The 22,873-nt window shown below is 61.4% G+C and carries 18 protein-coding genes and 2 tRNA genes; 10 read left to right on the plus strand and 10 right to left on the minus strand.

All coding sequences use genetic code 11. The annotated features are described in order from the left end of the window. Position 1 precedes the first annotated feature (1 nt). The gene (locus AC1Q6J_RS05135) at positions 2-2,017 is read right to left on the minus strand and encodes an acetyl-CoA carboxylase biotin carboxylase subunit (protein ID WP_492278262.1); all 2,016 of its coding nucleotides are present in this window, start codon (positions 2,015-2,017) and stop codon (positions 2-4) included. Positions 2,018-2,178: 161 nt separating this feature from the next. Between AC1Q6J_RS05135 and AC1Q6J_RS05140 the strand changes: the two genes are divergently transcribed. Beyond that, positions 2,179-4,032 (plus strand): alkaline phosphatase family protein, encoded by a 1,854-nt coding sequence (locus AC1Q6J_RS05140; protein WP_492278263.1) that lies wholly within the window; start codon positions 2,179-2,181, stop codon positions 4,030-4,032. Between the two features lie 27 nt (positions 4,033-4,059). On the opposite strand, the gene AC1Q6J_RS05145 is transcribed toward AC1Q6J_RS05140, so the two are convergent. Continuing rightward, complete coding sequence (locus AC1Q6J_RS05145; RefSeq protein WP_492278264.1) at positions 4,060-4,656, minus strand: hypothetical protein; 597 nt, start codon at positions 4,654-4,656, stop codon at positions 4,060-4,062. A 380-nt stretch (positions 4,657-5,036) separates the two neighbouring features. Between AC1Q6J_RS05145 and AC1Q6J_RS05150 the strand changes: the two genes are divergently transcribed. Then, entirely contained in the window at positions 5,037-5,696 is a 660-nt protein-coding gene (locus tag AC1Q6J_RS05150; protein ID WP_492278265.1) for a peroxiredoxin, read from the plus strand. An 83-nt stretch (positions 5,697-5,779) separates the two neighbouring features. Here AC1Q6J_RS05150 and AC1Q6J_RS05155 read toward each other — a convergent pair whose 3' ends face one another. Together AC1Q6J_RS05155 and AC1Q6J_RS05160 are read right to left on the minus strand one after the other, a co-directional pair. Further along, a complete protein-coding gene (locus tag AC1Q6J_RS05155) occupies positions 5,780-7,516 on the minus strand; it encodes a methyl-accepting chemotaxis protein (RefSeq protein ID WP_492278266.1) in 1,737 nt (578 codons plus the stop codon). Between the two features lie 163 nt (positions 7,517-7,679). Continuing rightward, complete coding sequence (locus AC1Q6J_RS05160) at positions 7,680-8,585, minus strand: DMT family transporter (protein WP_492278267.1); 906 nt, start codon at positions 8,583-8,585, stop codon at positions 7,680-7,682. A gap of 107 nt (positions 8,586-8,692) precedes the next feature. Here AC1Q6J_RS05160 and AC1Q6J_RS05165 point away from each other — a divergent pair, with 107 nt between their 5' ends. Beyond that, the gene (locus AC1Q6J_RS05165) at positions 8,693-9,820 is read left to right on the plus strand and encodes an S-(hydroxymethyl)glutathione dehydrogenase/class III alcohol dehydrogenase (protein WP_492278268.1); all 1,128 of its coding nucleotides are present in this window, start codon (positions 8,693-8,695) and stop codon (positions 9,818-9,820) included. 302 nt (positions 9,821-10,122) lie between these two features. On the opposite strand, the gene AC1Q6J_RS05170 is transcribed toward AC1Q6J_RS05165, so the two are convergent. Beyond that, complete coding sequence (locus AC1Q6J_RS05170) at positions 10,123-10,566, minus strand: hypothetical protein (protein ID WP_492278269.1); 444 nt, start codon at positions 10,564-10,566, stop codon at positions 10,123-10,125. Between the two features lie 262 nt (positions 10,567-10,828). Between AC1Q6J_RS05170 and AC1Q6J_RS05175 the strand changes: the two genes are divergently transcribed. Continuing rightward, on the plus strand, positions 10,829-11,542 hold the full coding sequence (locus tag AC1Q6J_RS05175) for a hypothetical protein (RefSeq protein WP_492278605.1): 714 nt from the start codon (positions 10,829-10,831) through the stop codon (positions 11,540-11,542). A 60-nt stretch (positions 11,543-11,602) separates the two neighbouring features. Here the strand turns inward: AC1Q6J_RS05175 and AC1Q6J_RS05180 are convergent, their stop codons facing one another. From AC1Q6J_RS05180 to AC1Q6J_RS05190, 3 genes are all read right to left on the minus strand, one after another. After that, positions 11,603-12,445: a tetratricopeptide repeat protein gene (locus AC1Q6J_RS05180; protein ID WP_492278270.1), complete on the minus strand. Its 843-nt coding sequence runs from the start codon at positions 12,443-12,445 to the stop codon at positions 11,603-11,605. Between the two features lie 17 nt (positions 12,446-12,462). Further along, a tRNA-Arg gene (locus AC1Q6J_RS05185) sits at positions 12,463-12,539 on the minus strand. A gap of 218 nt (positions 12,540-12,757) precedes the next feature. After that, positions 12,758-14,938 (minus strand): PQQ-dependent dehydrogenase, methanol/ethanol family, encoded by a 2,181-nt coding sequence (locus AC1Q6J_RS05190; RefSeq protein ID WP_492278271.1) that lies wholly within the window; start codon positions 14,936-14,938, stop codon positions 12,758-12,760. 256 nt (positions 14,939-15,194) lie between these two features. On the opposite strand from AC1Q6J_RS05190, the gene AC1Q6J_RS05195 reads away from it, so the two are divergent. From AC1Q6J_RS05195 to AC1Q6J_RS05215, 5 genes are all read left to right on the plus strand, one after another. Next, positions 15,195-15,271: transfer RNA gene (locus AC1Q6J_RS05195), tRNA-Arg, on the plus strand. Positions 15,272-16,289: 1,018 nt separating this feature from the next. Continuing rightward, the gene (locus AC1Q6J_RS05200) at positions 16,290-16,496 is read left to right on the plus strand and encodes a YgaP family membrane protein (protein ID WP_492278272.1); all 207 of its coding nucleotides are present in this window, start codon (positions 16,290-16,292) and stop codon (positions 16,494-16,496) included. A 5-nt stretch (positions 16,497-16,501) separates the two neighbouring features. Next, positions 16,502-17,047, plus strand: a complete 546-nt coding sequence (locus AC1Q6J_RS05205) for an RNA polymerase sigma factor (RefSeq protein ID WP_492278273.1) — start codon at positions 16,502-16,504, stop codon at positions 17,045-17,047. Positions 17,048-17,331: 284 nt separating this feature from the next. Then, positions 17,332-17,823 carry a methyltransferase family protein gene (locus tag AC1Q6J_RS05210; protein WP_492278274.1) on the plus strand — a complete coding sequence of 164 codons (492 nt, stop codon included), beginning with the start codon at positions 17,332-17,334 and terminating at the stop codon, positions 17,821-17,823. Positions 17,824-18,351: 528 nt separating this feature from the next. Beyond that, a complete protein-coding gene (locus tag AC1Q6J_RS05215) occupies positions 18,352-19,752 on the plus strand; it encodes a hypothetical protein (RefSeq protein ID WP_492278275.1) in 1,401 nt (466 codons plus the stop codon). A gap of 38 nt (positions 19,753-19,790) precedes the next feature. Here AC1Q6J_RS05215 and AC1Q6J_RS05220 read toward each other — a convergent pair whose 3' ends face one another. Continuing rightward, a complete protein-coding gene (locus AC1Q6J_RS05220) occupies positions 19,791-20,681 on the minus strand; it encodes a LysR substrate-binding domain-containing protein (RefSeq protein ID WP_492278276.1) in 891 nt (296 codons plus the stop codon). A 327-nt stretch (positions 20,682-21,008) separates the two neighbouring features. Here AC1Q6J_RS05220 and AC1Q6J_RS05225 point away from each other — a divergent pair, with 327 nt between their 5' ends. Then, on the plus strand, positions 21,009-22,070 hold the full coding sequence (locus tag AC1Q6J_RS05225; protein ID WP_492278277.1) for a class I SAM-dependent methyltransferase: 1,062 nt from the start codon (positions 21,009-21,011) through the stop codon (positions 22,068-22,070). On the opposite strand, the gene AC1Q6J_RS05230 is transcribed toward AC1Q6J_RS05225, so the two are convergent. Further along, on the minus strand, positions 22,067-22,858 hold the full coding sequence (locus AC1Q6J_RS05230; RefSeq protein WP_492278278.1) for a cobalamin-binding protein: 792 nt from the start codon (positions 22,856-22,858) through the stop codon (positions 22,067-22,069). The genes AC1Q6J_RS05225 and AC1Q6J_RS05230 overlap by 4 nt on opposite strands. Between the last annotated feature and the right edge of the window lie 15 nt (positions 22,859-22,873).

Below are 22,873 nucleotides of genomic sequence, written 5' to 3' on the forward strand. Positions count from 1 at the left end.
CTCACGCAAATTCGAGGATCAGCGCATCGACAGCCAAGGTCGCGCCCGGGGTGGCGGCAACTTTCTTCACCACACCGTCACGCTCGGCGCGCAGCACGTTCTGCATCTTCATCGCTTCGATCACAGCCAGCGTTTCACCGGCTTTGACCTCCTGCCCTTCGGTCACGGCGATGGAAATCACCAGACCCGGCATCGGGCACAGCACCTTCTTGCCGGTGTCGGCAGCGGAAACCACCGGCATCAGACGCGCCGCCGCGGCTTCGGTTTCGGTGAAAACCTGCACCGGCAGTTCGCAGCCCTGATAGGCCAGCCGGAACCCGTTCGGCATCGGCCTCACCTGCACGGCGACGGGATGTCCCGCGATGCTGCCCTGCCAGACCGGGTCGCCGGGCTTCCAGTTCGAAAGCAGCGTAACAGGCTGTCCGGGCGCACCATCGGCGCCAATGAGACGGACGACGATCCCCTCGCCGTCGCGCGCGACCTCAAGCTGAACCTCAACGCGGTCGAGCCAGACCGAACGGCGGCGTTCTCGCGACACGACGCGGCCGTTCAACTGGCCCGAAATCCGGCGCTTGCGCTCGCCCAGAACGTGATCGACCGCCGAAGCCACCGCCGCGATCCGGTTCGCAGTCTCGCCTTCCGGCGTGCGTGGACCAAAGCCCTTGGGAAATTCCTCGGCGATGAACCCCGTCGAAAGATTGCCCTCGCGCCAGCGCGGATGATTCATCAGCGCCGACAGGAACGGGATGTTGTGGCGGATGCCGTCGATATAAAACGAGTCCAGCGCCTGCGACTGCGCCTCGATGGCAGCGGCGCGCGATGACGCATGGGTCACCAGCTTGGCGATCATCGGATCGTAGTAGATCGAAATCTCGCCGCCTTCCTGCACGCCGGTGTCGTTGCGCACGGTGATGTCATCGGCCTTGCTTTCGGCGGGCGGGCGATACTTCACCAGCCGCCCGATCGACGGCAGGAAATTCCGGAACGGATCCTCGGCGTAGACGCGTGACTCGACAGCCCAGCCGGTCAGCGTGACGTCCTTCTGGGTCAGCGCGAGTTTTTCACCGGCGGCGCTGCGGATCATCTGCTCGACAAGGTCGACCCCGGTGATGAGCTCGGTCACCGGATGCTCGACCTGAAGCCGGGTGTTCATCTCGAGGAAGTAGAAGCTCTTGTCCTGGCCCGCGACGAACTCCACCGTGCCGGCGGAATCGTAGTTGACGGCCTTGGCCAGCGCGACAGCCTGCTCGCCCATCTTGCGGCGGGTGGCCTCGTCGAGCAGCGGGCTTGGGGCTTCTTCGATGACCTTCTGGTTGCGGCGCTGGATCGAGCATTCGCGCTCGCCAAGATAGATCACGTTGCCATGCTTGTCGCCCAGCACCTGAATTTCAATGTGGCGCGGATCGACAATGAACTTTTCAACGAAAACGCGGTCGTCGCCGAACGATGCCTTCGCCTCGGCCTTGGCGAGATTGAAGCCTTCCTCGACTTCGGATTTCGAATGCGCGATGCGCATGCCCTTGCCGCCGCCACCGGCCGACGCCTTGATCATGACCGGATAGCCAATCTCGTCGGCGATCTTGACGGCGTGCGCCCCGTCCTCGATCACACCGAGATAACCCGGCACGGTGGAAACCTTGGCCTTGGCGGCCGCCTTCTTCGATTCAATCTTGTCGCCCATCGCGGCGATCGCGCCCGGATTGGGACCGATGAAAACGACCCCGGCGGCTGCGAGGGCGCGCGGGAATGCTTCACGCTCGGACAGAAACCCGTAGCCCGGATGCACCGCCTCCGCTCCGGTCTGGCGGCAGGCCTCGACAATCTTCTCCATGACGAGGTAGCTCTCGGCGGCCTGCGGCGGACCGATGAAGACGGCCTCATCCGCCATCTCGACATGAAGCGCGTCGCGGTCGGCGTCCGAATAAACGGCGACCGTCTTGATGCCCATACGGCGCGCGGTTTTGATAACCCGGCAGGCGATTTCGCCGCGATTGGCGATCAGGATCTTCTTGAACATGAGGTGATTTGGACCTTAAGGGCGGAATTCGGCCGGAACAGCTTTCAACCGCAATTTGGCATGCATGGCAGGTTGTAACAATTCTGTCGCGAGGCGTAACTACACCAAGTTACCGTTCAGCACACGCCTTGAATGTCAAATCCGCCCACAGCGAGTCTCCCATGCGCCGCACCATTTCTTTCATTTCCTTCGGTTTTTTGGCGTTGTCGTCGGCTATGGCTTTCGCCCAAAACAGCCAGCCCCGCAACCTGATTCTGTTCGTGCCAGATGGGCTCCGCGCGCTCAAGGTCACCCCCGAACTGGCGCCCGCGATGGCCGCCGTGCGCGACAGGGGCGTGAATTTCAAGAACCCCCACTCCCTGTTCCCGACCTTCACCATGGCGAACGCGTCCGGCATGTCGACCGGGCACTATCTCGGCGACACCGGCACCTTCAGCAACTCGATCTATACCGGCCATCCGATCGCGATTCAGGGCGGCACCGTCGTGCCATTCATCGAGCACGACCAGGTTCTGCGCGACGTCGATGAGCAGTTCAACGGCGACTACCTCAACGAGGAAACCCTGTTGAAGGCCGCGCGCGACGCCGGCTTCAGCACCGCCGCCATCGGCAAGGTCGGCCCGACATTCCTGTTCGATCACACCGAGCGAACCGGCGCCAAGACGATTACCGTCGACGACCAGACCGGCGCCGTCGACAAGGAGGGCAAGCTGATCGGCATCCCCCTGTCCGATGAGATGAAGGCCGCCCTGAACGCCGCCAGCCTCCCGCTCGCGACGCCCGGCCGCGGCGACAACGGCAAGGCCGGCAACGCCACGACGCCCGGCACGGTTGTCGCCAATATCAAGCAGCAGGAATATCTCGCCGACATCGCCAGCAAGGTCGTGCTGCCGATGTTCAAGGCGCGCAACAAGCCGTTCGTGCTGGTGTTCTGGTCGCGCGATCCGGACGGCACCCAGCACAACCAGGGCGACAGCCTCAACAGCCTGACGCCGGGCATCAACGGCCCGTCATCGCTCGCGGCCATCAGGAATGCCGACAACAACCTCGCGCAGTTGCGCAAGGCGCTGGACGATCTCGGCCTCTCCGCCAGCACCAACATCATCGTTTCGGCGGATCACGGATTCTCGACGATCTCGAAGGAAAGCAAAACCAGTTCGACGGTGAAAGGCACCTACCCCGACACGCCGGACGGCTTTCTGCCGCTCGGTTTCCTCGCCCTCGATCTTGCGAAAGCGCTGGACCTGCCGCTGTTCGATCCCAACAGTCACAACGCGCCCGTCGGCAAAAACGCCTATCCCAAAGCCGGCAACGGCCTGCTTGGAAAGAACCCGCTGAAACCCGATCTGGTCGTCGCAACCAACGGCGGCTCCGACCTGATCTACCTGCCGGAGGGCGACCGCAAGCTGGCCGGACGCACCGTCAAGGCTCTGCTTGAGCAGGACTATGTCAGCGGAATTTTCGTGGAAGACGATCTTGGGCGCTTTCCGGGCACGCTGCCGCTGTCGCTGCTCAGCCTGAAAGGCAAGGCCGTCACTCCGCATCCGGCTATCGTCGTGAATTTCCGCTCCTACGCACTCGGCTGCGATGAACCGACGCTGTGCTCTGTGGCAGTCGCGGATACCATTTTGCGACAAGGCCAGGGCATGCACGGCAGTTTCGGCCGGGGCGATACCATGAACTTCATGGCGGCCGTCGGACCGGATTTCAAAGCAGGCTTTGTGAATGAGCTTCCGGTGAGCAATGCCGACGTGGGCATCACCGCGGCTCACCTCCTCGGTCTCAGGCGCAAGGCCAAGGGCTCGCTGATCGGGCGCGTGATGACAGAAGCGATGCCGAATGGCATCACGCCAAAGGCTTACAGCGGAACGGTCTCAGGCAAACCGGCCGCCAACGGCCTGCGCACCGTGCTGCAGTTCCAGCGCGTGCTGAACCAGCGCTACTTCGATGTGGCGGGATTTCCCGGACGGACGGTCGGCCTGCCGGAGACGGTCAAGACGGCAGGTGCAAAGTAGCGCCTGACCGCTCAGGAGCCGCTCGCCTTACATTCCAAAATCGAGGAAGTTCGGCAGTGTGTGTGCAAGCGGCAGGGTCGCCGCGCCGATCAGGCTCGCGACCAGCACCGCGAGCGCGCGGTTGTTGCGGCGGGTGCCGCGCATCTGGCCCGCGATCCACTCAAGCACTTCGGTATTGACGCCGACCGCGGTGGTGGGCGCCCAGCTGTCGATCGAAGTCTCAGGTGACAGCGCAACGGAGCGAGGCGGCACCGGCAGACCGGAAGCGGCGGCCGCATGATGCACGATCGCCTTTGTGAAAAGGTCGTCGAACCGGCCGTCGTCGCTGCGCTCGGTCGCGGCCTTGTTGATCTCGAAAAGAGTTTCAGCCTCGGCGCGGCTGACGGGCTCGTTGGTATTCGCCGCGGCATTCAGAATGCGCGCGCACCAGGCCGCATCGTCGGCATCCAGCGCCCTGGAGAAATGGACGCGGCCCGTGGTCGTTGGCCCCTCGCCGGTGATGACGCCGTCGCGCACGAAAGCGAGCGCGTAGGCGGACACATCGCGGTCGGCAACGGAGCTGGTTTCGATTTTCCGGATCAGTTCGGAAAGCGGAGCGTTGGAGATGGTCGAGGCGGACGTCATGTTACTATTCTCTTTTTGTGTCCCGCAGCATTTTCATGCGGGTGTAAACGAAGCGTTAATGAAGCGATTCGGAGCACGCTTCTTTCTCTTATGGTTGCGGATTGGTCGCACTGACCGTCCGCCTGGTTCATGCAATGACAACCGGAACCGGCGGCGTTGCGGCGCATCAAAGTCAAATTCGAGGCATAGCGAAATTGTGAGCGCGCCACCTGCAGCACTCACCTTTCAGCAAGCCGCGACAAAACAGCAGGGATTTCCGGAAAGCAGCCAAGACTGAGAAAAATCTTGTCCTTTTCGGCCCGCTGTTCCGTATAAGTCTTCTGCGGGTTATATTTCGCAAATAGAATTTCCCTGTAACTCTAGGCACATGAGGCAGATCGATGACACTTCAGATTGGTGCGGTGGCGCCCGATTTCGAGGCTGACACCACCGAAGGACGTATCAAGTTTCACGACTGGATCGGCAATAGCTGGGCCCTGCTGTTCTCCCATCCGAAGGATTTCACGCCGGTCTGCACGACCGAACTCGGAAGGCTGGCGGGACTGAAGCCCGAATTCGACAAGCGCGGCGTCAAGCTGCTGGGCCTGAGCGTCGACCCAGTCGACAATCACACCAGGTGGAGCAACGACATCAAGGAGACGCAGGGATTTGCGCCGAACTACCCCATGATCGGCGACACCGATCTCAAGGTCGCGAAGCTCTACAATATGCTTCCCGCGGACACCGCCGGCGGCGCTGATGGCCGCACCGCCGCCGACAACGCCACGGTGCGGACCGTATTCGTCATCGGCCCGGACAAGAAGGTGAAACTGGTTCTGGTCTATCCGATGACCACCGGACGCAACTTCGACGAGATCCTGCGCGTGATCGACTCGTTGCAGCTCACCGCCAAGCATCGCGTCGCGACCCCTGCCGACTGGAAACAGGGCGAGGATGTCATCATCGCCGGTTCGGTCAGCGATGATGAAGCCAAGACGATCTATCCCGGCGGCTGGAAATCGCCGAAGCCCTATATCCGAATCGTGCCGCAGCCGAAGTAACCACAGCAACCGCGCAAGGAAAAAGGGACGCGTTTGCGTCCCTTTTTGTTGCCTGCCGTCAAATGCGCATCAGGCGGACGCCATCAAGCCGCCCTGACACCATCGAGGAAACGCCCGACCTCGGCCTGAAGGTGCAGACTCTCGCTGCTCAGCGCCTGCGCCGACTTAAAGATCTCGTCGGACGTTTCGCCGGTCCGGTTCGCGCCGCTGGCGACCTCTCCGACATTGGCGGCGACCTCGGTGGTGACGCCCGCCGCGGCCTGAACGCTTTTCGCAATTTCCTCCGTCGCGGCCCCCTGCTGCTCCACCGCGGCGGCAATCGATGTGGCGATATCGTTGATACGTTCGATGGTCTGCCCGATGGCCTTGATCGCAGCGACCGATTCACGCGTCGCGGACTGCATGTTAACGATATGGCTGCTGATCTCGTCGGTCGCCTTCGCGGTCTGCCCGGCAAGGTTCTTGACCTCCTGCGCCACCACGGCAAAGCCGCGTCCGGCCTCGCCGGCGCGCGCCGCCTCGATGGTCGCATTGAGCGCCAGAAGGTTGGTCTGCTCCGCGATCGATGTGATGAGTTTCACAACGTCGCCGATGCGATCGCCCGCCTTCGACAGATCGGCCATCCGCGCGTCGGTCGCGACCGCTTGCTGGACGGCGTCGGCAGCGATGCCGTTGGACTCCTGAACCCGGCGGCTGATCTCGGCGATGGAGGTTGTCAGTTCCTCCGATGCAGCCGCGGCGTTGCGGACATGTTCGGAAGCCTGTGTCGAGGCATCGGCGGATGCCTTCGACAGATGCGCGGTGCTGCGCGCGGTTTCGGTCAGATTGCGCGCGGCGCTCTCGAATTCACCGGACGAATGCAGGACCTTGTCGATGATCCCGCCGACGTTGGACTGGAATTCATCCACGAAGCTTTGCAGCTCCGCCCTGCGCCGCTGGACCGACTCCGCCTCGGCGGTTTTTCGCTCAGCCTCGAGCCGGCGCCGCTCGAGCGAGTTGTTCTTGAACACGCCGATGGTGCGGGCGATGGAGCCGATTTCATCGTAACGATCGACATGATTGATCGTGACGTCGGGCTTGCCTTCCGCGAGTGATGTCAGCGTATCTGTGACGGACCTGAGCGGTTTCGTCACACTGCGCACGATCAGCATCGTCAAGGCAAGAACCAGCAGCGCTCCCACCACCGCCGCGATGGTCATCATCTGCATGGCATGGAGAAGCATCGCGTCGAGCGGCGCTGTCGGGATTCCGACGTAGAGAATTCCAATGATCTTTCCGGCGGTGTCGAACACCGGCTGATAGGCGGTCATGAAGCTCTTGCCGAACAGCACAGCCGGTCCCTTGTAGGCTTGCCCGCTTCGGACCACCGGCTGGCCGGGATGATCCGCCGCCAATTGTGTCCCGACGGCGCGATCGCCGTTCTCTTTCCTGACGTTGGTGGTCCTGCGGATGAACTGCTTGGTCGCATCATCGTAGACAAAGAGAGTTGCGGTCCCGCCAACGTAGGACGTCGCGCGGTCCACCGTCTTGTGATCCTTGAACTCCGGCATTGCGGGAATTTCGGCGCGGCTGACGATGCCATCCTTGATGGAAACCTTGGCGTCCCCGTAGGTTTCGGCGAACGCCAGCGCCAGCGTCCGAAGACTGGTTTCGATGTCGGATTTAGCCCTGGCCTCGAACTCAGTACTCAGCGACCAGTAGGCCGCTCCCACCACCATCGAGGTGGTCGCCGCAATCAAGACCGCTGCGCAGATCGTGGCCTTGGTCCCGAGTTTTAACTTCAGGAAACCGAAGGAATTCTTCCCCAAGCCGAGCGCCATCGTGTCGTCCCCAAAATACGTTCCGATGAAAATCGATCGATTTTGACAGTTTATATTTACCGTCTCATTAACGGTTCGCCAGGCGGCCACCGCCGCCAGGACCGGGATCGCCGTCGCAATGACAGCGCTGGCGCTCGCGGCCTGCGCAAAACCAAGATCGGCTTTAAGCCGAACGCGCCGGATCGGCGCTCCTGTTCACCAGCAGCACGGCGGCGGCGCAGATCACCATGCCGGCGATCGAGATCAGATCAAGCCGCTCGTCGAACAACGCATACGCCATGATCGCGGTGACGCCGGGCACCAGATAGAAGAGACTCGCCACCCGCGTCGCTGCCGAATGACGGATCAGCCAGTACAGCAGTCCGATCGACCCGATCGAAAGCACAACGACCAGCCACGCGAGACCGAATACGAATTCGCGATTCCAGACGATCACGCGCGTCTCGAACAGCCACGCCCCGAGCGCGAACAGCAAACCCGCCGCGACAAACTGAATGAAGTTTCCGGTACGCCAGTCGATCTGGCTGCAATAGCGCTTCTGGTAGAGCGTGCCGAGCGTGATGCTGATGAGTGCGACACAGGTCCCGAGCCAGCCCCAGCCCGCCTCGCCCGACATCGAGCGCCCATGCAGAACGATCAGCGTGCCCGCGAGGCCCATCAGCAGCCCGGTCCATTGGAGCGGCGTGACGCGTTCGCCGAGCCAGCGATTGGCGAGTGTGGATGTCAGAATCGGCTGCAATCCTGGGATAAGCGCGGACAACCCCGCGGGCACGGAATGAAAAATCGCGACCGCCGTCCCGCCAAGATAGAAGCCATGGACAAGAAACCCCGCGATCGCGCTGTGGATGACGCCGGCGCGATCGGGCCATTTCGGCCGCCAGATCGCTGCGATCACGCCCATCAGCAGCGCCACGAGAGCCATGCGCACCGTGAGATAGGTCAGCGGCTCGGCACCGGCCAGCACGTATTTCGTGCCAATGAATCCGGTGCTCCATAGCAGGACGAAAATCGCCGGCGCGGTGCGCGCGGCGATGGATTCAAGTGTGGGCTGGGGCGGCGACGGGCTCATTTGCGCAATTGCTTGCCCGATCCTATGGTGCCGGGCAATCGACAATTGCGCCGGACGCCCTGCCCGGAAACGCAGATCGAACTCGCTCCAAGCTACAAGGATTCGCCATGGACGTTCGCGCCGCCATCGCTACCGCTGCCGGTAAACCGCTCGAGATCACGACCGTTCAACTCGAAGGCCCGCGCGAGGGCGAGGTGATGGTCGAGATCAAGGCGACAGGCGTATGTCACACCGATGAATTCACGCTGTCCGGCGCCGACCCGGAAGGTCTCTTCCCCGCTATTCTCGGCCACGAGGGCGCGGGCATTGTCGTCGATGTCGGCAAGGGCGTCACCAGCGTCAAGAAAGGCGATCATGTCATTCCGCTGTACACGCCGGAATGCCGCCAGTGCCCCTCCTGCCTCTCGCGCAAGACCAATCTCTGCACCGCGATCCGTACCACGCAGGGACAGGGCCTGATGCCGGACGGCACGTCCCGCTTCTCGCTCGGCGGCAGGCCGATCCATCACTACATGGGCACCTCGACCTTCGCGAACTACACGGTGCTGCCGGAAATCGCCGTGGCGAAGATCCGCGAGGACGCGCCGTTCGACAAGGTCTGCTATATCGGATGCGGCGTCACCACCGGCATCGGCGCGGTCATCAATACCGCCAAGGTCGAGCAAGGCGCCAAGGCCATCGTGTTCGGCCTCGGCGGCATCGGACTGAACGTGCTGCAAGGCCTGCGGCTCGCCGGCGCCGACATGATTATCGGTGTCGATATCAACAACGACCGGAAAGCCTGGGGCGAACGCTTCGGCATGACGCATTTCGTTAACCCGGCGGAGGTCGGCAAGGACCTTGTCCCCTATCTCGTCAACATGACGAAGACGAAAGAAGACCAGATCGGCGGCGCGGATTACACGTTCGACTGCACCGGCAACGTCACCGTCATGCGTCAGGCGCTGGAGGCGTGCCATCGCGGCTGGGGCCAGTCGATCGTCATCGGCGTCGCGCCCTCGGGCGCGGAAATCGCAACGCGCCCGTTCCAGCTTGTGACCGGGCGGGTCTGGAAAGGCACGGCCTTTGGCGGCGCGCGCGGCCGCACTGACGTGCCGAAGATCGTCGACTGGTACATGCAGGGAAAAATCCAGATCGATCCGATGATCACGCATGTGATGCCGCTGAGCGACATCAACAAGGCGTTCGATCTGATGAAGCGCGGAGAGTCGATCAGAGGCGTCGTGACGTTTTAGGTCAAGCCCGGAACGGCGTAGCGTAGCCCGGACGGAGCGAAGCGCAATCCGGGGCCTGGCTCGCTGTTCATCCCGGATTTCGCTTCGCTCCATCCGGGCTACGAGTGAAGCGGGACCGCGCCACACACCCGGTGTCGTCCTCGCGAAAGCGGGGACGATAAGTGAGAGTTGGGCACGACGCATCAACACAGGCGCCCGGCCATGACGATCTGTCGTCTGAGCAGAATGCGCGCCAAACATTCAACGACGCGCGAAGATGCATGCGCAAAAATGGCGGGATGACATGGAGGCAGATACGCCTCCTAGAAGAACTCTTCCGGGCACGGATCGACGATCTGCCAGAGATCGCTGCCGTTCCTGATCTTCTTCATCTCATTGGTCAGACCGCCGTTGCGGCTGATCCACGACTTCACGGACGGCGGATAGTACGACATCAAATCCGATGTCCCCTCGCTACTGTTGACCTTGATCCCGAAGGTCCAGGCCTTGTCATAGTATGCCAGATGAAAACCAAGACTGGCGCGCGGCGTCACGCAGATCTTGTTCATCGGCACGATGCCGAACACCATCGTGCAGGCCGAGTTGCAGATGCCGTCAATGATGACGCGCTCGCCCCGCGCACGAATCCGCGAATACTTTTCCTTGTACTCTTCCACATAGCCGCCGTGGTCGCGGGTGATGCGCAGGTCCGCATGCGCGGGACCGCTCAACGCGATCAAAATCGTGGCTGGAACCCAAAATCGCATGTCAGAAAATGACCTGGCGTCAAACGGGAAAAGACAGATGAAGCCCAACTTTGGCTTTGTTGTGTTGGAATTTCGTTAAGGATGACGAGAGGCGCGAGGACGCCCCACCGCCCAAATTTCGTTCGCGCACATGCAAATCCACGCCACGCGTCATTGCTGGCCTGCATTGCCCCGGCATAAGAGTAGCGAGCGAACAATGCAGATGATAACATCAAACAAGCTGGTTTACATTCTACCTTACGGTTTTGAGACTGCTGCTGCTATGGCCCCGCCCGACCCCTCGCAATTGCTGACGTTTCGCTGCCCGAAAGAACTCGAAGGCCTGTTGCCGCCGCCGATCCCCGCGGCACAGGGCTTGCCGGACTGGCTGAAAACCATGCCGCAAGAGGTGTCCAGCGAGATTATGGGAGGCCAGAACGACACCGTGAAGCGTTGCCCGCCGTTCGTGGATGCGATGACGTCGGGTTTTCTGATCCCGCTGATCTGCGACATAAAGTACGAGAACGGCGAGTTTACCTGGGACAATGATTTTCCGCCCTGCGGCACGGTCAATTTCCCGCGCTCTCCGCTGGGGCTGCACGACAGCACTCAACTTACGGGCACGCCGTTCTTCGAACCCGACCGCTTCGTGATCAAGTTTCACAATCTCTGGACCATCGAAGCACCGGAGGGTTACTCCCTGCTGTTCACGCATCCCGTCAACAGGTTCGATTTGCCGTTTACGACGCTGACGGGATGGGTCGATTGCGACAACTATCGCGATGGCTGGATTCACTTTCCGACGCGGTGGCGCGACATGAACTTCAGCGGCGTATTGCCGAAAGGAACGCCGATCGCTCAATGCTTTCCGGTGAAGCGGGAAAAATGGAGTTTGAGAACCGCTGTTTTCACCGAAGAGGACACGCAGCGGACGCACGACCTCTTAGGGCTGATGTCTCGCGAGACCGGCGTTTACCGGCGTCAGTTCCGGGCCTAGTGGTTCACCGAAGTGTGGTTAGCCGGGTAGCGAATGTCAAATCCCCTCCGCTCGTAGCGGTCAATTGTTCCGGACGCGCAAGAAATCCAGCGCCGAACTTGGCTGAAGGAAGATTCGCCCGTGCGATGCTGATACCATCGCGATAACCGAGGGGGCAGCGAATTTGCTCAACCCGTGGGTGGCCGTGCGAAAGAGTGCTTCCGCTTCCTCGCGCTGCCGAAGTTCAAGCAAGCATTTCCCGAGACGAATACGCGTATCATCCAGGGGCTTGATAGCCAGCGCGCGGCGGTAGAGGTCCGCGGCCCGTCCGTAGTCGCCATCCCATATCACCGCCGCCGCAAGAGCCAGCAATGCATCGTGATGCGTCGGCTCAGCCGCGTGGACCTTAGCAAACACCGCCCGCGCCCGGATACGCTCGTTGCGGTCCGCCAGAACATATCCCAGGGCAAGTTGCAGATCGGCAGATTGCGGTTCGAATGTCAGACCGCTCTCGGTGACGCTCATTGCCTCGTCAAGTTGTCCGCTCTTGCGCAACTGGAGTGCGAGTTCGGCAAACGCCGGAATGTAATGCGGCCGTCGGGCGACGGCGCGCCGCAACTGATCCAGCGCTTCGTCTCGGCGGCCGACAGCGGCGAGCATGCCCGCAAGCAAGGTTTCGATCGATGGATCGTCGGTCCTGCGCGCAAATTTCGTCAGATGTACGATGGCATCGTCGAGGCGATTCTGCGCCAGAAGGGCGCGCCCGAGAATTTCCGCGGCGAGCGTGTTGCCGCGATCGGATTTCAGAACTTGCGACGCGAGCTGCTCTGCTTCCTCAAGTTGCTGCATCTGCAACGCCAGCAACGCCTTTGCGAGCGCGGGAGGCGGCGGCCTGTTTCGTTCTGGAGAAGGGCTCTTTGACATCGTTTCATAAGGATCGCTGGCGCGCTCCGAAAGATTCGAACTCCCGACCCCCGGAATCGAAATCCGATGCTCTATCCAGCCGAGCTAAAAGCGCATGACCGCTTCAATATGTTAGACCGGGTCACCGCGCAACCCACTTGCACAGTCTGTGGTGGTCACCCCGATGACGCCGATTTTTCAATCATCCCGCCACCTCGTCATTCCGGGCTGCGCTTTGGCGCAGACCCGTAATGACGGGATGAAACAGTCAGTCTGGGTGAGCGCGGCGAAAGCCGGGACGACTCGCGCCGCGCGCCGGATAAGGCGGCCGGCTCACTTCTTCGGAGGACGAATCGCGTCCGCGGTGCCTTGAATGAACGCCGTGATTTTCACGACGTCGTCCTCGCTCAGCTTGCTGGTGAAGTCGGGCATACCTTTGTCGACATGCGGCCCCTTGAAGACGAAGTTCTTCAGGTTCGCGATGGTCTCGGCGCCGACATAGCCGAGATTCCTGACGTTGCCGCCCTTGTCCACGCCGGGCACGCCATGACAGGTCACGCAACTGCTGACGTAGAGCAGCGTTCCCGGCCCGACGTCCGCCGGATTGTATTTCACGCCTTCGACAAGGTTCTCCATCTGGTACTTGGTGATCTGCGGCAGCGGCGCCTTGCCACCGATCGCGAAGGTATAGACCGTGCCGGGATTATCCGCCTCGGTGGCGCGTGCCGCGATCCCGAAGACACCGCCCCACCCGACCGCGATGGACACGTATTGCTTGCCGTCGAGCATGTAGGTTGAGGCAGCCGCGACGACCCCGGTGCCTGTCGGCGATTCCCAGAGCTTCTCGCCGCTCGTCGCGTTATAGGCAATGAAGCGGCCATCGGCCGTTCCCTGGAAAACAAGGTTGCCGGCGGTGGTGAGCGTTCCGCCGTTCCACGGCGCCACGTATTCCTGCTTCCACGCCTCCTTCTGCTTGACCGGATCCCACGCGATCAGCCGGCCGAACGGCAGGTTCTTGGGGGGCGTCGCATTCAACACGAAGCCGGTGTTCCAGCCGGTGTTGCCGCCGAACTCGCCGGGCTGGTTGGCGTTGTGCTTCCAGCCTTTCTGCGGCGTGAGATTGAGTGGCACACCCTGCGCTGGCAGATACACAAGGCCGGTCATCGGATTGAATGACATCGGATGCCAATTGTGCGCGCCGTATGGACCCGGGATACTGTCCATCCCCTTTTCAGGATCGCGCGCCGCGGCAACTTCAATCGGACGTCCGTTGGCGTCGTAACCGGTCGCCCAGTTCACATCGACGAAATTCTTCGCCGAGATGAACTTGCCGTTGGTGCGATCGATGACGAAGAAGAAGCCGTTCTTCGGCGCGTGAAGGATCACCTTCCTCGGCGCGCCGTCGATGTTGATGTCCGCCAGGATCATCGGCTGGGTCGAGGTATAGTCCCAGTGATCGCCGGGCGTTTCCTGATAATGCCAGACGTATTTTCCGGTGTCGGCATTCAGCGCAACAATCGAAGCAAGATAGAGGTTGTCGCCGCCCGCGGGGCTGCGGAGATGACGATTCCAGGGTGAGCCGTTGCCGGTCCCGATGTAGACGAGATTCAGATCAGGATCGAAGGTGATGGTGTCCCATGCTGTTCCGCCGCCGCCGTTGACCCAATATTTTCCAGCGGGGTCCCAGGTCTTTGCGGCCTTTTCCATCGATTCATCTTCGAACGGCTTCGACGGATCGCCGGGCACGACGAACCATCGCCACGCCTGATTGCCGGTTTCCGCGTCATAGGCCGTGACGTAGCCACGCGCGCCGTATTCCGCGCCACCGTTGCCGATCACCACCTTCCCGTTCACAACGCGCGGCGCGCCCGTGATCGTGTACGAGTGTTCCTTGTCGACGAGCGTGTCTTTCTCCCACACCTTCTTGCCGGTCACCGCGTCAAGCGCGATGAGCCGCCCGTCATAAGCGCCGACGAAGACCTTGCCCTTGTGAAGCGCGACACCGCGGTTCACGACGTCGCAGCAGCCCTTGTAGCCGATGGAGCGTGAAACCTGAGGATCGAAGGTCCAGATTTTCTTGCCGGTGCGCACATCGATCGCATGCACCACGCTCCAGGAGGCGGTGACATACATAATGCCATCGACGACAACAGGCGTGGCTTCTACACCTCGCGATGATTCAAGATTGTATGACCAGACAAGGCCCAGATTCTTCACGTTGTCAGTGTTGATCTGATTGAGCTTGCTGAAACGGGTTTCGCCGTGGTCGAGGCCGATCGCCGGCCAGTCGTTCGATGTCGCCGCGTTGGCCTTGATCGAGTTTTGATCGACCGCGGATGTCACAGCCTTGATATGTTCAGGCGATCCCTTCGCTGGCGACTGAGCAGAGGCTCCGGAGAAGCTGGTGAGCACCGCAACAGCGGATGCAATCATCAGAAAACCCAGCGGAGAGCGCTGGGTTGCGGCATTTGCAGAAAATTGTCGGCGAGCAGACGGGCTGGCAAGACGGATCATGCATTCCTCCCACGGCCTCTCACGGGCCTAGCCGAATGTTAGACACAAAAAAAGAAGCGTCAAACGAAACCATGTTGCGCATTGCAACGAACGCTATTGCACATGATACACATTGTAGCGCGTCAAAATCCGCAAGAGATGTTTTCAAACAAGCGATTGAGGGCGTGACTGGCCCGTCAGATCGGCGGCAAAAGATTGGTTTCACGATCATTTCGGGGTGGATTTCGCACCGCCATTGGCTATGGTGCGCCCGTCAGCGCTCCTAGCTCAGCTGGATAGAGCATCGGATTTCGATTCCGAGGGTCGGGAGTTCGAATCTCTCGGAGCGCGCCACTTCGGTACAGAACTGGGCACGCCAAAACCGGCCGTTTTTGCGCTTTCAGCAGCGACGAGCGTACACAGCGGCGCGCTTGTCGATCCCATTATGCGCAGTTCTTTCTGATCCACTTCCACCCGTTGGGCGAGCGCGCGGAGGTGATCGCGGCGGTAGCCTCCGCTCTCGGTCCGCATGCGCTTGCGGGCGGTCCTGGCAACCGTCTTGAGAGCCTGCGATGTGATCGTTGGTCCGCCGCGTTCGATCTGCGCCTCGCCGGTCCTGCGCTATCCTTAGCCAAATTGCGATCAGGCAAAAGCCAGGCGAAGCGCCCAGGCAGCAGACTTCGTGCAGACTCATTGCAGTCGTTCTGCCGACCATTGGGTCGGTCGCCGCGCGTCATGTTCGGCAATCGACCAAGGCAAGGATGCAGGAGCCGCGGCTGCCGTACCGGTTGTTCGCAGATCCGACGCGGGACCGATGTGGTAATGTCCGGTATTGTTGAGAGCGGACGAGAGAGCGGACATGGCGATATCGACGCGAATGACCCTCAAGAGACATTGCGGGCAATTACGGTTGGCGTAGGGTGGGCAAGGCGGACCCTAGGTAGGTGCAGCACTAATCGAAACTCCGGGGCCGCAGACATCAGATCGCCGCGATGTTTTTGGCTGTAGCGCGGTCCGCCTTGTTAATCGCGTCGGACGGATTGACCGACCGCTCGCGGCGACCTTACCGGCATGCCAATCAGCTGCCGGTCCAGATCGAGATGCTGATCGTGCGATGCAAGCAGGACAAGCTACATTGGGGCGCGCCAAAGATACGCGAGCGGCTGGCCCGGCTTTATCCGGATGTCCACACCCCGGCGACCCGATGCCGGCGTTCCTCAGCGGCCCAGGCCCGCGCCCGACGCCCACGCCAGCCTGCTGAAGCTGCCACCCCTCAAATTATTTTTTGTGCCGCGACCCCTGCGCCGGGTTTGCGCCCTCTTGTCTAGGTGAATGCGCCATTGCGGCGCGTCACGAACCGGAGCACAGAACCATGTGGTATAGGAAGAACGTTGGCGGGTGGGAGCGCGCGGCCAGGCTGATCGGCGGGAGCTTGATGCTCATCTGCGGCGTGGTTGCGCTGCACGCTTCGCCGCTCGGGCTACTGCTCAGCGGCGCGGGTGTCGTGACGCTGGTCACCGGCGTGTTCGGCTATTGCCCTGCCTGCGCCATTGCCGGGCGCGAGCCACTGAAGGGATGACTGCCTTGGCGCGCGTATCAGGCGATCTCTTGCTCGCGGCACAGTCGGGTGACCGGCACGCGCTGACACAGTTATTGGTGGCGCTGCAGCCGGACATTCGACGCTACGCCCGGCGCCTTTGCTATCGCACCTCGGTTATCGAAGATGTGGTGCAAGAAGCACTCATCGTCGTGTACCGGCGCGTGGGCACGATCCGCAGTCCAGCCGCACTCGCCGGCTGGCTGCTGACCGTCATCGCGCGCCTTTGCATGCTGCCAGCGCTGATGCTGATGCGCGGAGTCGAGGAGCTCGCCAGCCTGGAAGAGTCACGCGAGCTCGCAAAGGTCCCGCCGGACGAGTTGCGCATAGACTTGGTCAATGCGATCGAGTCGCTTTCGCCGTCCCATCGCGAAGTGCTGCTGCTGCGAGATCTCGAAGATCTGACGATTTGGGAAATCGCCGGGCGGCTCGGCGTGACGCGCGAAGCGGTCAAAAGCCGCCTGCGCCGCGCCCGCGCGCTGGTGCGCGAATACCTGCTCGGCACAAAGGACAGCGGACGAGAGAGCACATGAACTACTTTCGTGGAGTCGGAATGTTCGGGAGCGCCTTCCTGGGCGCACACCTAATGCGCGGCGCAGCTGCGGCGGCGCTACTCGCTTGGGCCATCGTCCACCAGACCGCGCACCCTTGGCTATCCTTGGGCGCGGGCGTTGCCTCCCTCGTCGCGCTACGCGGATGCCCGATGTGCTGGACAGTGGGCTTGGTCGAGACGCTTTCGCAAGGCCGTCGCGATTCAACCGCTGAACGCGCTGACCGGACATGGCTGCATTAACATTGCGACAGGACGGGAGGACGCATGTCGAAGATCACAGCAATCCTGGGTTCGGCGCTGTTTTTCCTCGTTGCACCGGCGATGTTGGCGGGCGTCATCCCATGGTCGATCACGCATTGGGAATTTCGACCACCCTTTTTAGCCACCGAGGCGACACGCTTGGCTGGGCTCGCGTTCATTATTGCCGGCGTGCCTGGATTGTTGGATTCGTTTGCGCGCTTTGCGTTGCAGGGTCTGGGCACGCCCGCGCCGATCGCGCCACCACGCAATCTCGTGGTGAGCGGACTATACCGCTATGTGCGCAATCCGATTTATGTTGCAGTCGTTGCCGTCATTCTTGGTCAGGCGGTGTTATTCGCTGACTGGCATCTCCTCGGCTACGGCGCGTTGATCTGGCTCTTTTTTCACATTTTCGTAATTGCCTATGAGGAGCCGACGCTCCGCCAAAGCTTCGGAGCCGAGTATGAAAACTATTGCGCCAATGTGCCGCGCTGGCTTCCCCGACTCACTCCGTGAGCCGTCTAACCGATTTGACGCTCGGTGAGGTCGAAACGTATGAATCTGGCCCATCGCGTCGAGCCTGGGATTGATCAAGAGGACCGGTGTCGAAGGGTAAGCGGACTAAGCGCGAAATCAGCAAAACGCCGCCCTTGGCGGCGTAGCGCAAGATCGTAGCTAGTCGCAACTTTGCCGATTGTAGCGCCTGGCTGGCCAAAGCATCATAGCGCTACAGCGAACGAGTAGTGCCCATCTTCATCGGCCGTGGCGCGCCATTTCCGGTCATAAGGACGGCATCGTCGGACCGAAGGCTTCATTCCTGTCAGGCCGCGAGTTGCATCCTTGCCCAACTGACGGCCTGAGCCACGCCGGACTCGCCCTGGCACAAGCCAAAAGCGGATTATGACAGTCAAAACTCAGCGTTTTGAATTGCCAACAGGCGCATCTTTGGGCATGGCTTGCCGCGTTTTGCACGCGCATGGCGCTTCAATCGAATCACGCCGTCGGGCTATTCAGGACGCACTTCCAATTGCGAGGGAGGACACGGTGAGCGGCAACGAAGGGCTTCTGCCTTTAAACTCTGAGCACAGGTTTTATCAGGGCCTCGCCGCGACCTGCGTCGCCAATTGTCTTCAAGCCACCAACTTCCTCTCGGACCGTTTCCTGCGGCGCGCCTATTATGCATCGGCGAAGATCGACGAGCTTTACCGCAACTCGATGAACAGCGCTTTCTCCGCGCAAGAAGCGTTTCTTGTCACCGGCGCGCCGCATGCTTCGGCCTATTATCCGCGAGACTTTGCCTGGTTCTATCCCGACGTTCTCGATCCGCAGACCATCATCGATTCCGAGGACGCTACGCGCCGGATTCGTCTGCTGGAAAAAAGCGTGCGCCTGATGCTGGGTGCAGTGCGCTCCGGCATTATCACAACGACGCTCATTCCCGTGAAGCGCAACCGCTACATCGGCGCCAACTATTTCGCGCTGCCGTCAGATACACTTCTCGGCGTGCAGGGAGGTCTGGAACAGATCGTCCATGCTGACCTGCGAACCTCGCCCTATGCGGACATGGCAAAAGCCGCCCATACCGGCCGCGCGTTGCTGGCCGAATATCGCGCAGATCTGAAGAGATCGGTACTCGATCTCGCAAGAAGTCTCGAGCCCTATGACAGTCACGACATCCGGACCCTGCTTTGCGATGTCCGGGCCCCGCGCTCGGCGGCGACCGATACCCGCGCGGAACGGCTTCGCTTCGTTACCAATGCCAGTGTCTACGCAACCTTCCAGCAGAGCATCCGGCTCGGGATCGCGGACCAGAACGAACTGGAGGAAATTCTAGGACGCGATCTCTCGCAGTATAAGATGGAGCTGCTTCGGCTGTTCGGCCGCGACGGCTACATCAAGCATAGCCTGGACTGCAGGGCAGACTCGCCCGCCCTCTCCATCGCTCTCGATTTCGTCAACGTGCAGCGCGGATTCTGGGATTTCAGAAACGAAGCCGAGCGTGCGCTGTTCAGCGCGACCACCGATCTCATCCTTGCTGAACCGCGGTTCCGGATTCCGGATACGTTCCACTTTTTCGTGTCGGCGGATAATCCGCGCAAGAAACTCATCCACCGGATCGCCACGCCGTCCTATCAGGGCCGATCCGCATGGCCGACATTCAATGTCGAATTCGCCGACCGCATGCTCGAATACGATGAGTTCTCCGGGGTCGAGCGATACCGGTCTTACGCCCGCGAAATCCTGCGTCACATCCGGGACGCCACGGAAACGCACGGCGGATACCAGGAACTATTGTCCGAAAACGGCCTTCAGTACCGCACATGGGCCTACCGGGGCGCAATCGCGCACTCCTGGTTTCCCCGTTTCCTGACCGTGTGGAGCAGAGCCTACGGCGCTCCGCTGATCGACTGGATGCAGCACCCCGCCGACAAGGCGTTCGCATAAGTTTCTGGAGCGCGCCCAGCGAGCGGCCACTGCGCCTGCTACCTGGTCGCCGCCGCTGAAATCATCTGCCCAAGTTCAACGAAATGGCGCTTCCGTGGCGAGCTTCGGCGCCAGGCGAGCCCGATCACGCGCTGCGGCTCAGGATCGGCGAATCGCATCAGGTGGATATCGCCCCGCCGGCTTTCGAGCGGCACCGCCAATTCAGGCAGCAGCGTCATGCCGAGACCATGCGCCACCATCTGGACCAGCGTGGACAGGCTCGACGCTCCGAAGGTGTTGATGTTCTCGATCCGCCGCAGGTTGCAAAAGGCCAGCGCCTGATCGCGCATGCAGTGCCCCTCTTCCAGCAGCAGCAGCCGGTCGTCTTCCAGAAGATCGGGCGTTGCCTTGACACGGTTCGACATGCGGTGCGAGGTCGCCATCGCCAGCAGGAAGCGATCGTCAAACAACCGGACGGTCTCAATGTCCGGGTGCTCGACCGGCAGCGCGAGCAACAGCAGGTCTAGCTGACCGTCGGTAAGTTCGCTGACGAGAGTTTGGGTCTGGGTTTCGCGAATATGAAGATCGAGATCGGGAAACGCGTCCCGGATCATCGGCAGCAGTTGCGGAAGGATGTACGGCGCCACCGAGGGGATGACGCCGAGGCCCAGAGGACCGGACAGGACGTTCCCCTGCCGCCGCGCGACATCGACAATGTCACGGACATCGGCGAGGACGCGCGCCGCACGTTGCGCAATCTCCTTGCCGCCTTCGGTCAGCATCACGCCGTTGCGGCCGCGCTCCAGAAGCTGAATCCCGAGGGACTTCTCCAGTTCCTGCACCTGCATCGAGAGCGCGGGCTGGGTCACTGCGCAATGCTCCGCAGCCTTGCCGAAATGACCGGATCTGGCCACGGCATCGAAGTACTTGAGCTGTTTAAGAGACACCATCGATCAGTTCTTCTTATCAAAGATCATCATTAATACGGACAGACCTGATTGGAAAGCCCCTCTTGGCGTTCGCAGGAACAGCTGTTCAGCAACATCGCCACAGCCCGCCAATGGAGCCCGAGAAGCGGAGGTCCATTATTCCATCAGGACCCGGTGTGGATTCTGTTTTGCGAGACCTGTCGCTGGATCAGATGTCATCCGCACACACATGGCGAGGCGCACGCGCATCTCGTTGACACAAAATCGCCGCGCGGCGTAGCCTTGCCCCGATCCGCTACGTGGGCCCGGCCCCGGCCGGGCTGAACTTGCAACGCAAGGAGCACGGCAATGCGTGAACCCAATCCTGAAAAACTCGATGCACTCGTGAACCGTATGCTCGGCGATATGGGCGCTTGCGTCAGTGGTGCTCTCGTCGTCCTCGGCGACCATCTCGGTCTCTACAGGGCGATGGCCGATAGCGACGGCGTCACGCCCGAGGAACTGGCCAAGACAACAGGTATGAAGGAACGCTATCTGCGCGAGTGGCTATCCGCACAAGCCGCCGCCGGGTTCGTCGACTATGACGATGAAACTGGCCGATTCAGCCTCAACCCCGAGCAAGAAATGGTCTTCGCCAATGAAGACAGCCCCGCCTTCTTCGCGGGTGGCTTCGAAGTTGTGCAGTCGATGTGGCTGGACGAGCCCAAGGTGGCCAATGCTTTCCGAACCGGCAAAGGCCTTGGCTGGCACGAACACAGCACCTGCCTGTTCCGCGGCACCGAGAGGTTTTTCCGGCCCGGCTACAACGCAAACCTTGTCGCAAGCTGGATACCCGCCCTTGATGGCGTCAAGGACAAGCTCGAGCAGGGCGCGTCCGTCGCGGATGTCGGATGCGGTCACGGCAGTACAACAATCCTGATGGCGCAGGCCTATCCCCGCTCCCGCTTTACCGGCTACGACTATCACAGCCCCTCGATCGAGCGCGCGAAAGAAGCCGCGAAGGCGGCTGGCGTCGAGGACAGAGTGACATTCGAACGCGCTTCGGCGTCGGATTTCCCCGAACGAAAATACGACCTGATCGCGATGTTCGATTGTCTGCATGACATGGGCGATCCGGTCGGCGCCGGGCGGCACGTGAAACAGGCACTGGCCAAGGACGGCACGTGGATGATTGTCGAGCCGATGGCGCACGACTGCCTGAAGGACAATCTCAATCCCGTGGGCCGGATCTATTACGGCGCGTCCACAATGATCTGTACGCCCGCCTCGCTTGCACAGGACGCCGGTCTGGGACTCGGCGCGCAGGCCGGCGAGATGAAACTTCGCAAGGTCGCCCTCGACGCGGGGTTCTCCAAGTTCCGGCGCGCCACCGAGACGCCGTTTAATATGGTGCTGGAAGTCCGGCCCTAGGAACAGCCCGCGTCCAAAGCCGCAATGATAGCATCGAGACCGTCGGTCAGAGCTGCCGGCCCCGGTTGCAGGATCAGCGGCGATTTGATCTCCACAATGCGGTTGTCGCGGACGGCGGTGATCGCACTCCAGCCTGCACGCTGCCGGATCTTATCTGGCACGACCTTTTTACCGCACCACGACGCCAGGATCAGGTCCGGATTAGCCGCGATCACCGCCTCGGATGCAACGATGCGGTCCTTCGCGGCCTTTGCCTTTGCAAGCTGCGGAAAGACATCCTCTCCGCCTGCGATTGCAATCAGCTCCGATACCCAGCCGATGCCGCTGATTAACGGATCGTCCCATTCCTCGAAATAGACTTTAGGCCGCGGCGGTCTGGCGCGCCCCTGCGCAGCAACGTCCGCAAGCCGCTGCTCGAACTGCGACGCGAGCGCTTTCGCCTTTCCTGCTTCGCCGATCAGTCCGCCGAGCGTGCGGATCATTGCGAGAATGCCGGCGATATCGCGCTGGTTGAAGACGTGAACCGCAACCCCTGCCCGCACCAGATCGGCGACGATATCGGCCTGCAAATCCGAGAATGCCAGAACCAGATCAGGATCGAGCGCGAGGATCCTGGGAACGTCGGCTGATATGAACGCCGAGACGCGCGGCTTCTCACGCCGCACCTGCGGCGGCCGCACCGCGTATCCCGACACGCCGACGATGCGGTCCTGTTCACCGAGCAAATAAAGCGTCTCAACCGTCTCTTCGGTAAGACACACGATGCGGCGTGGCGGGAAAGCAGACATGTCAGAACAACATCG

This window comes from Afipia sp. MLSD5-FHT05B12, assembly GCF_058793355.1.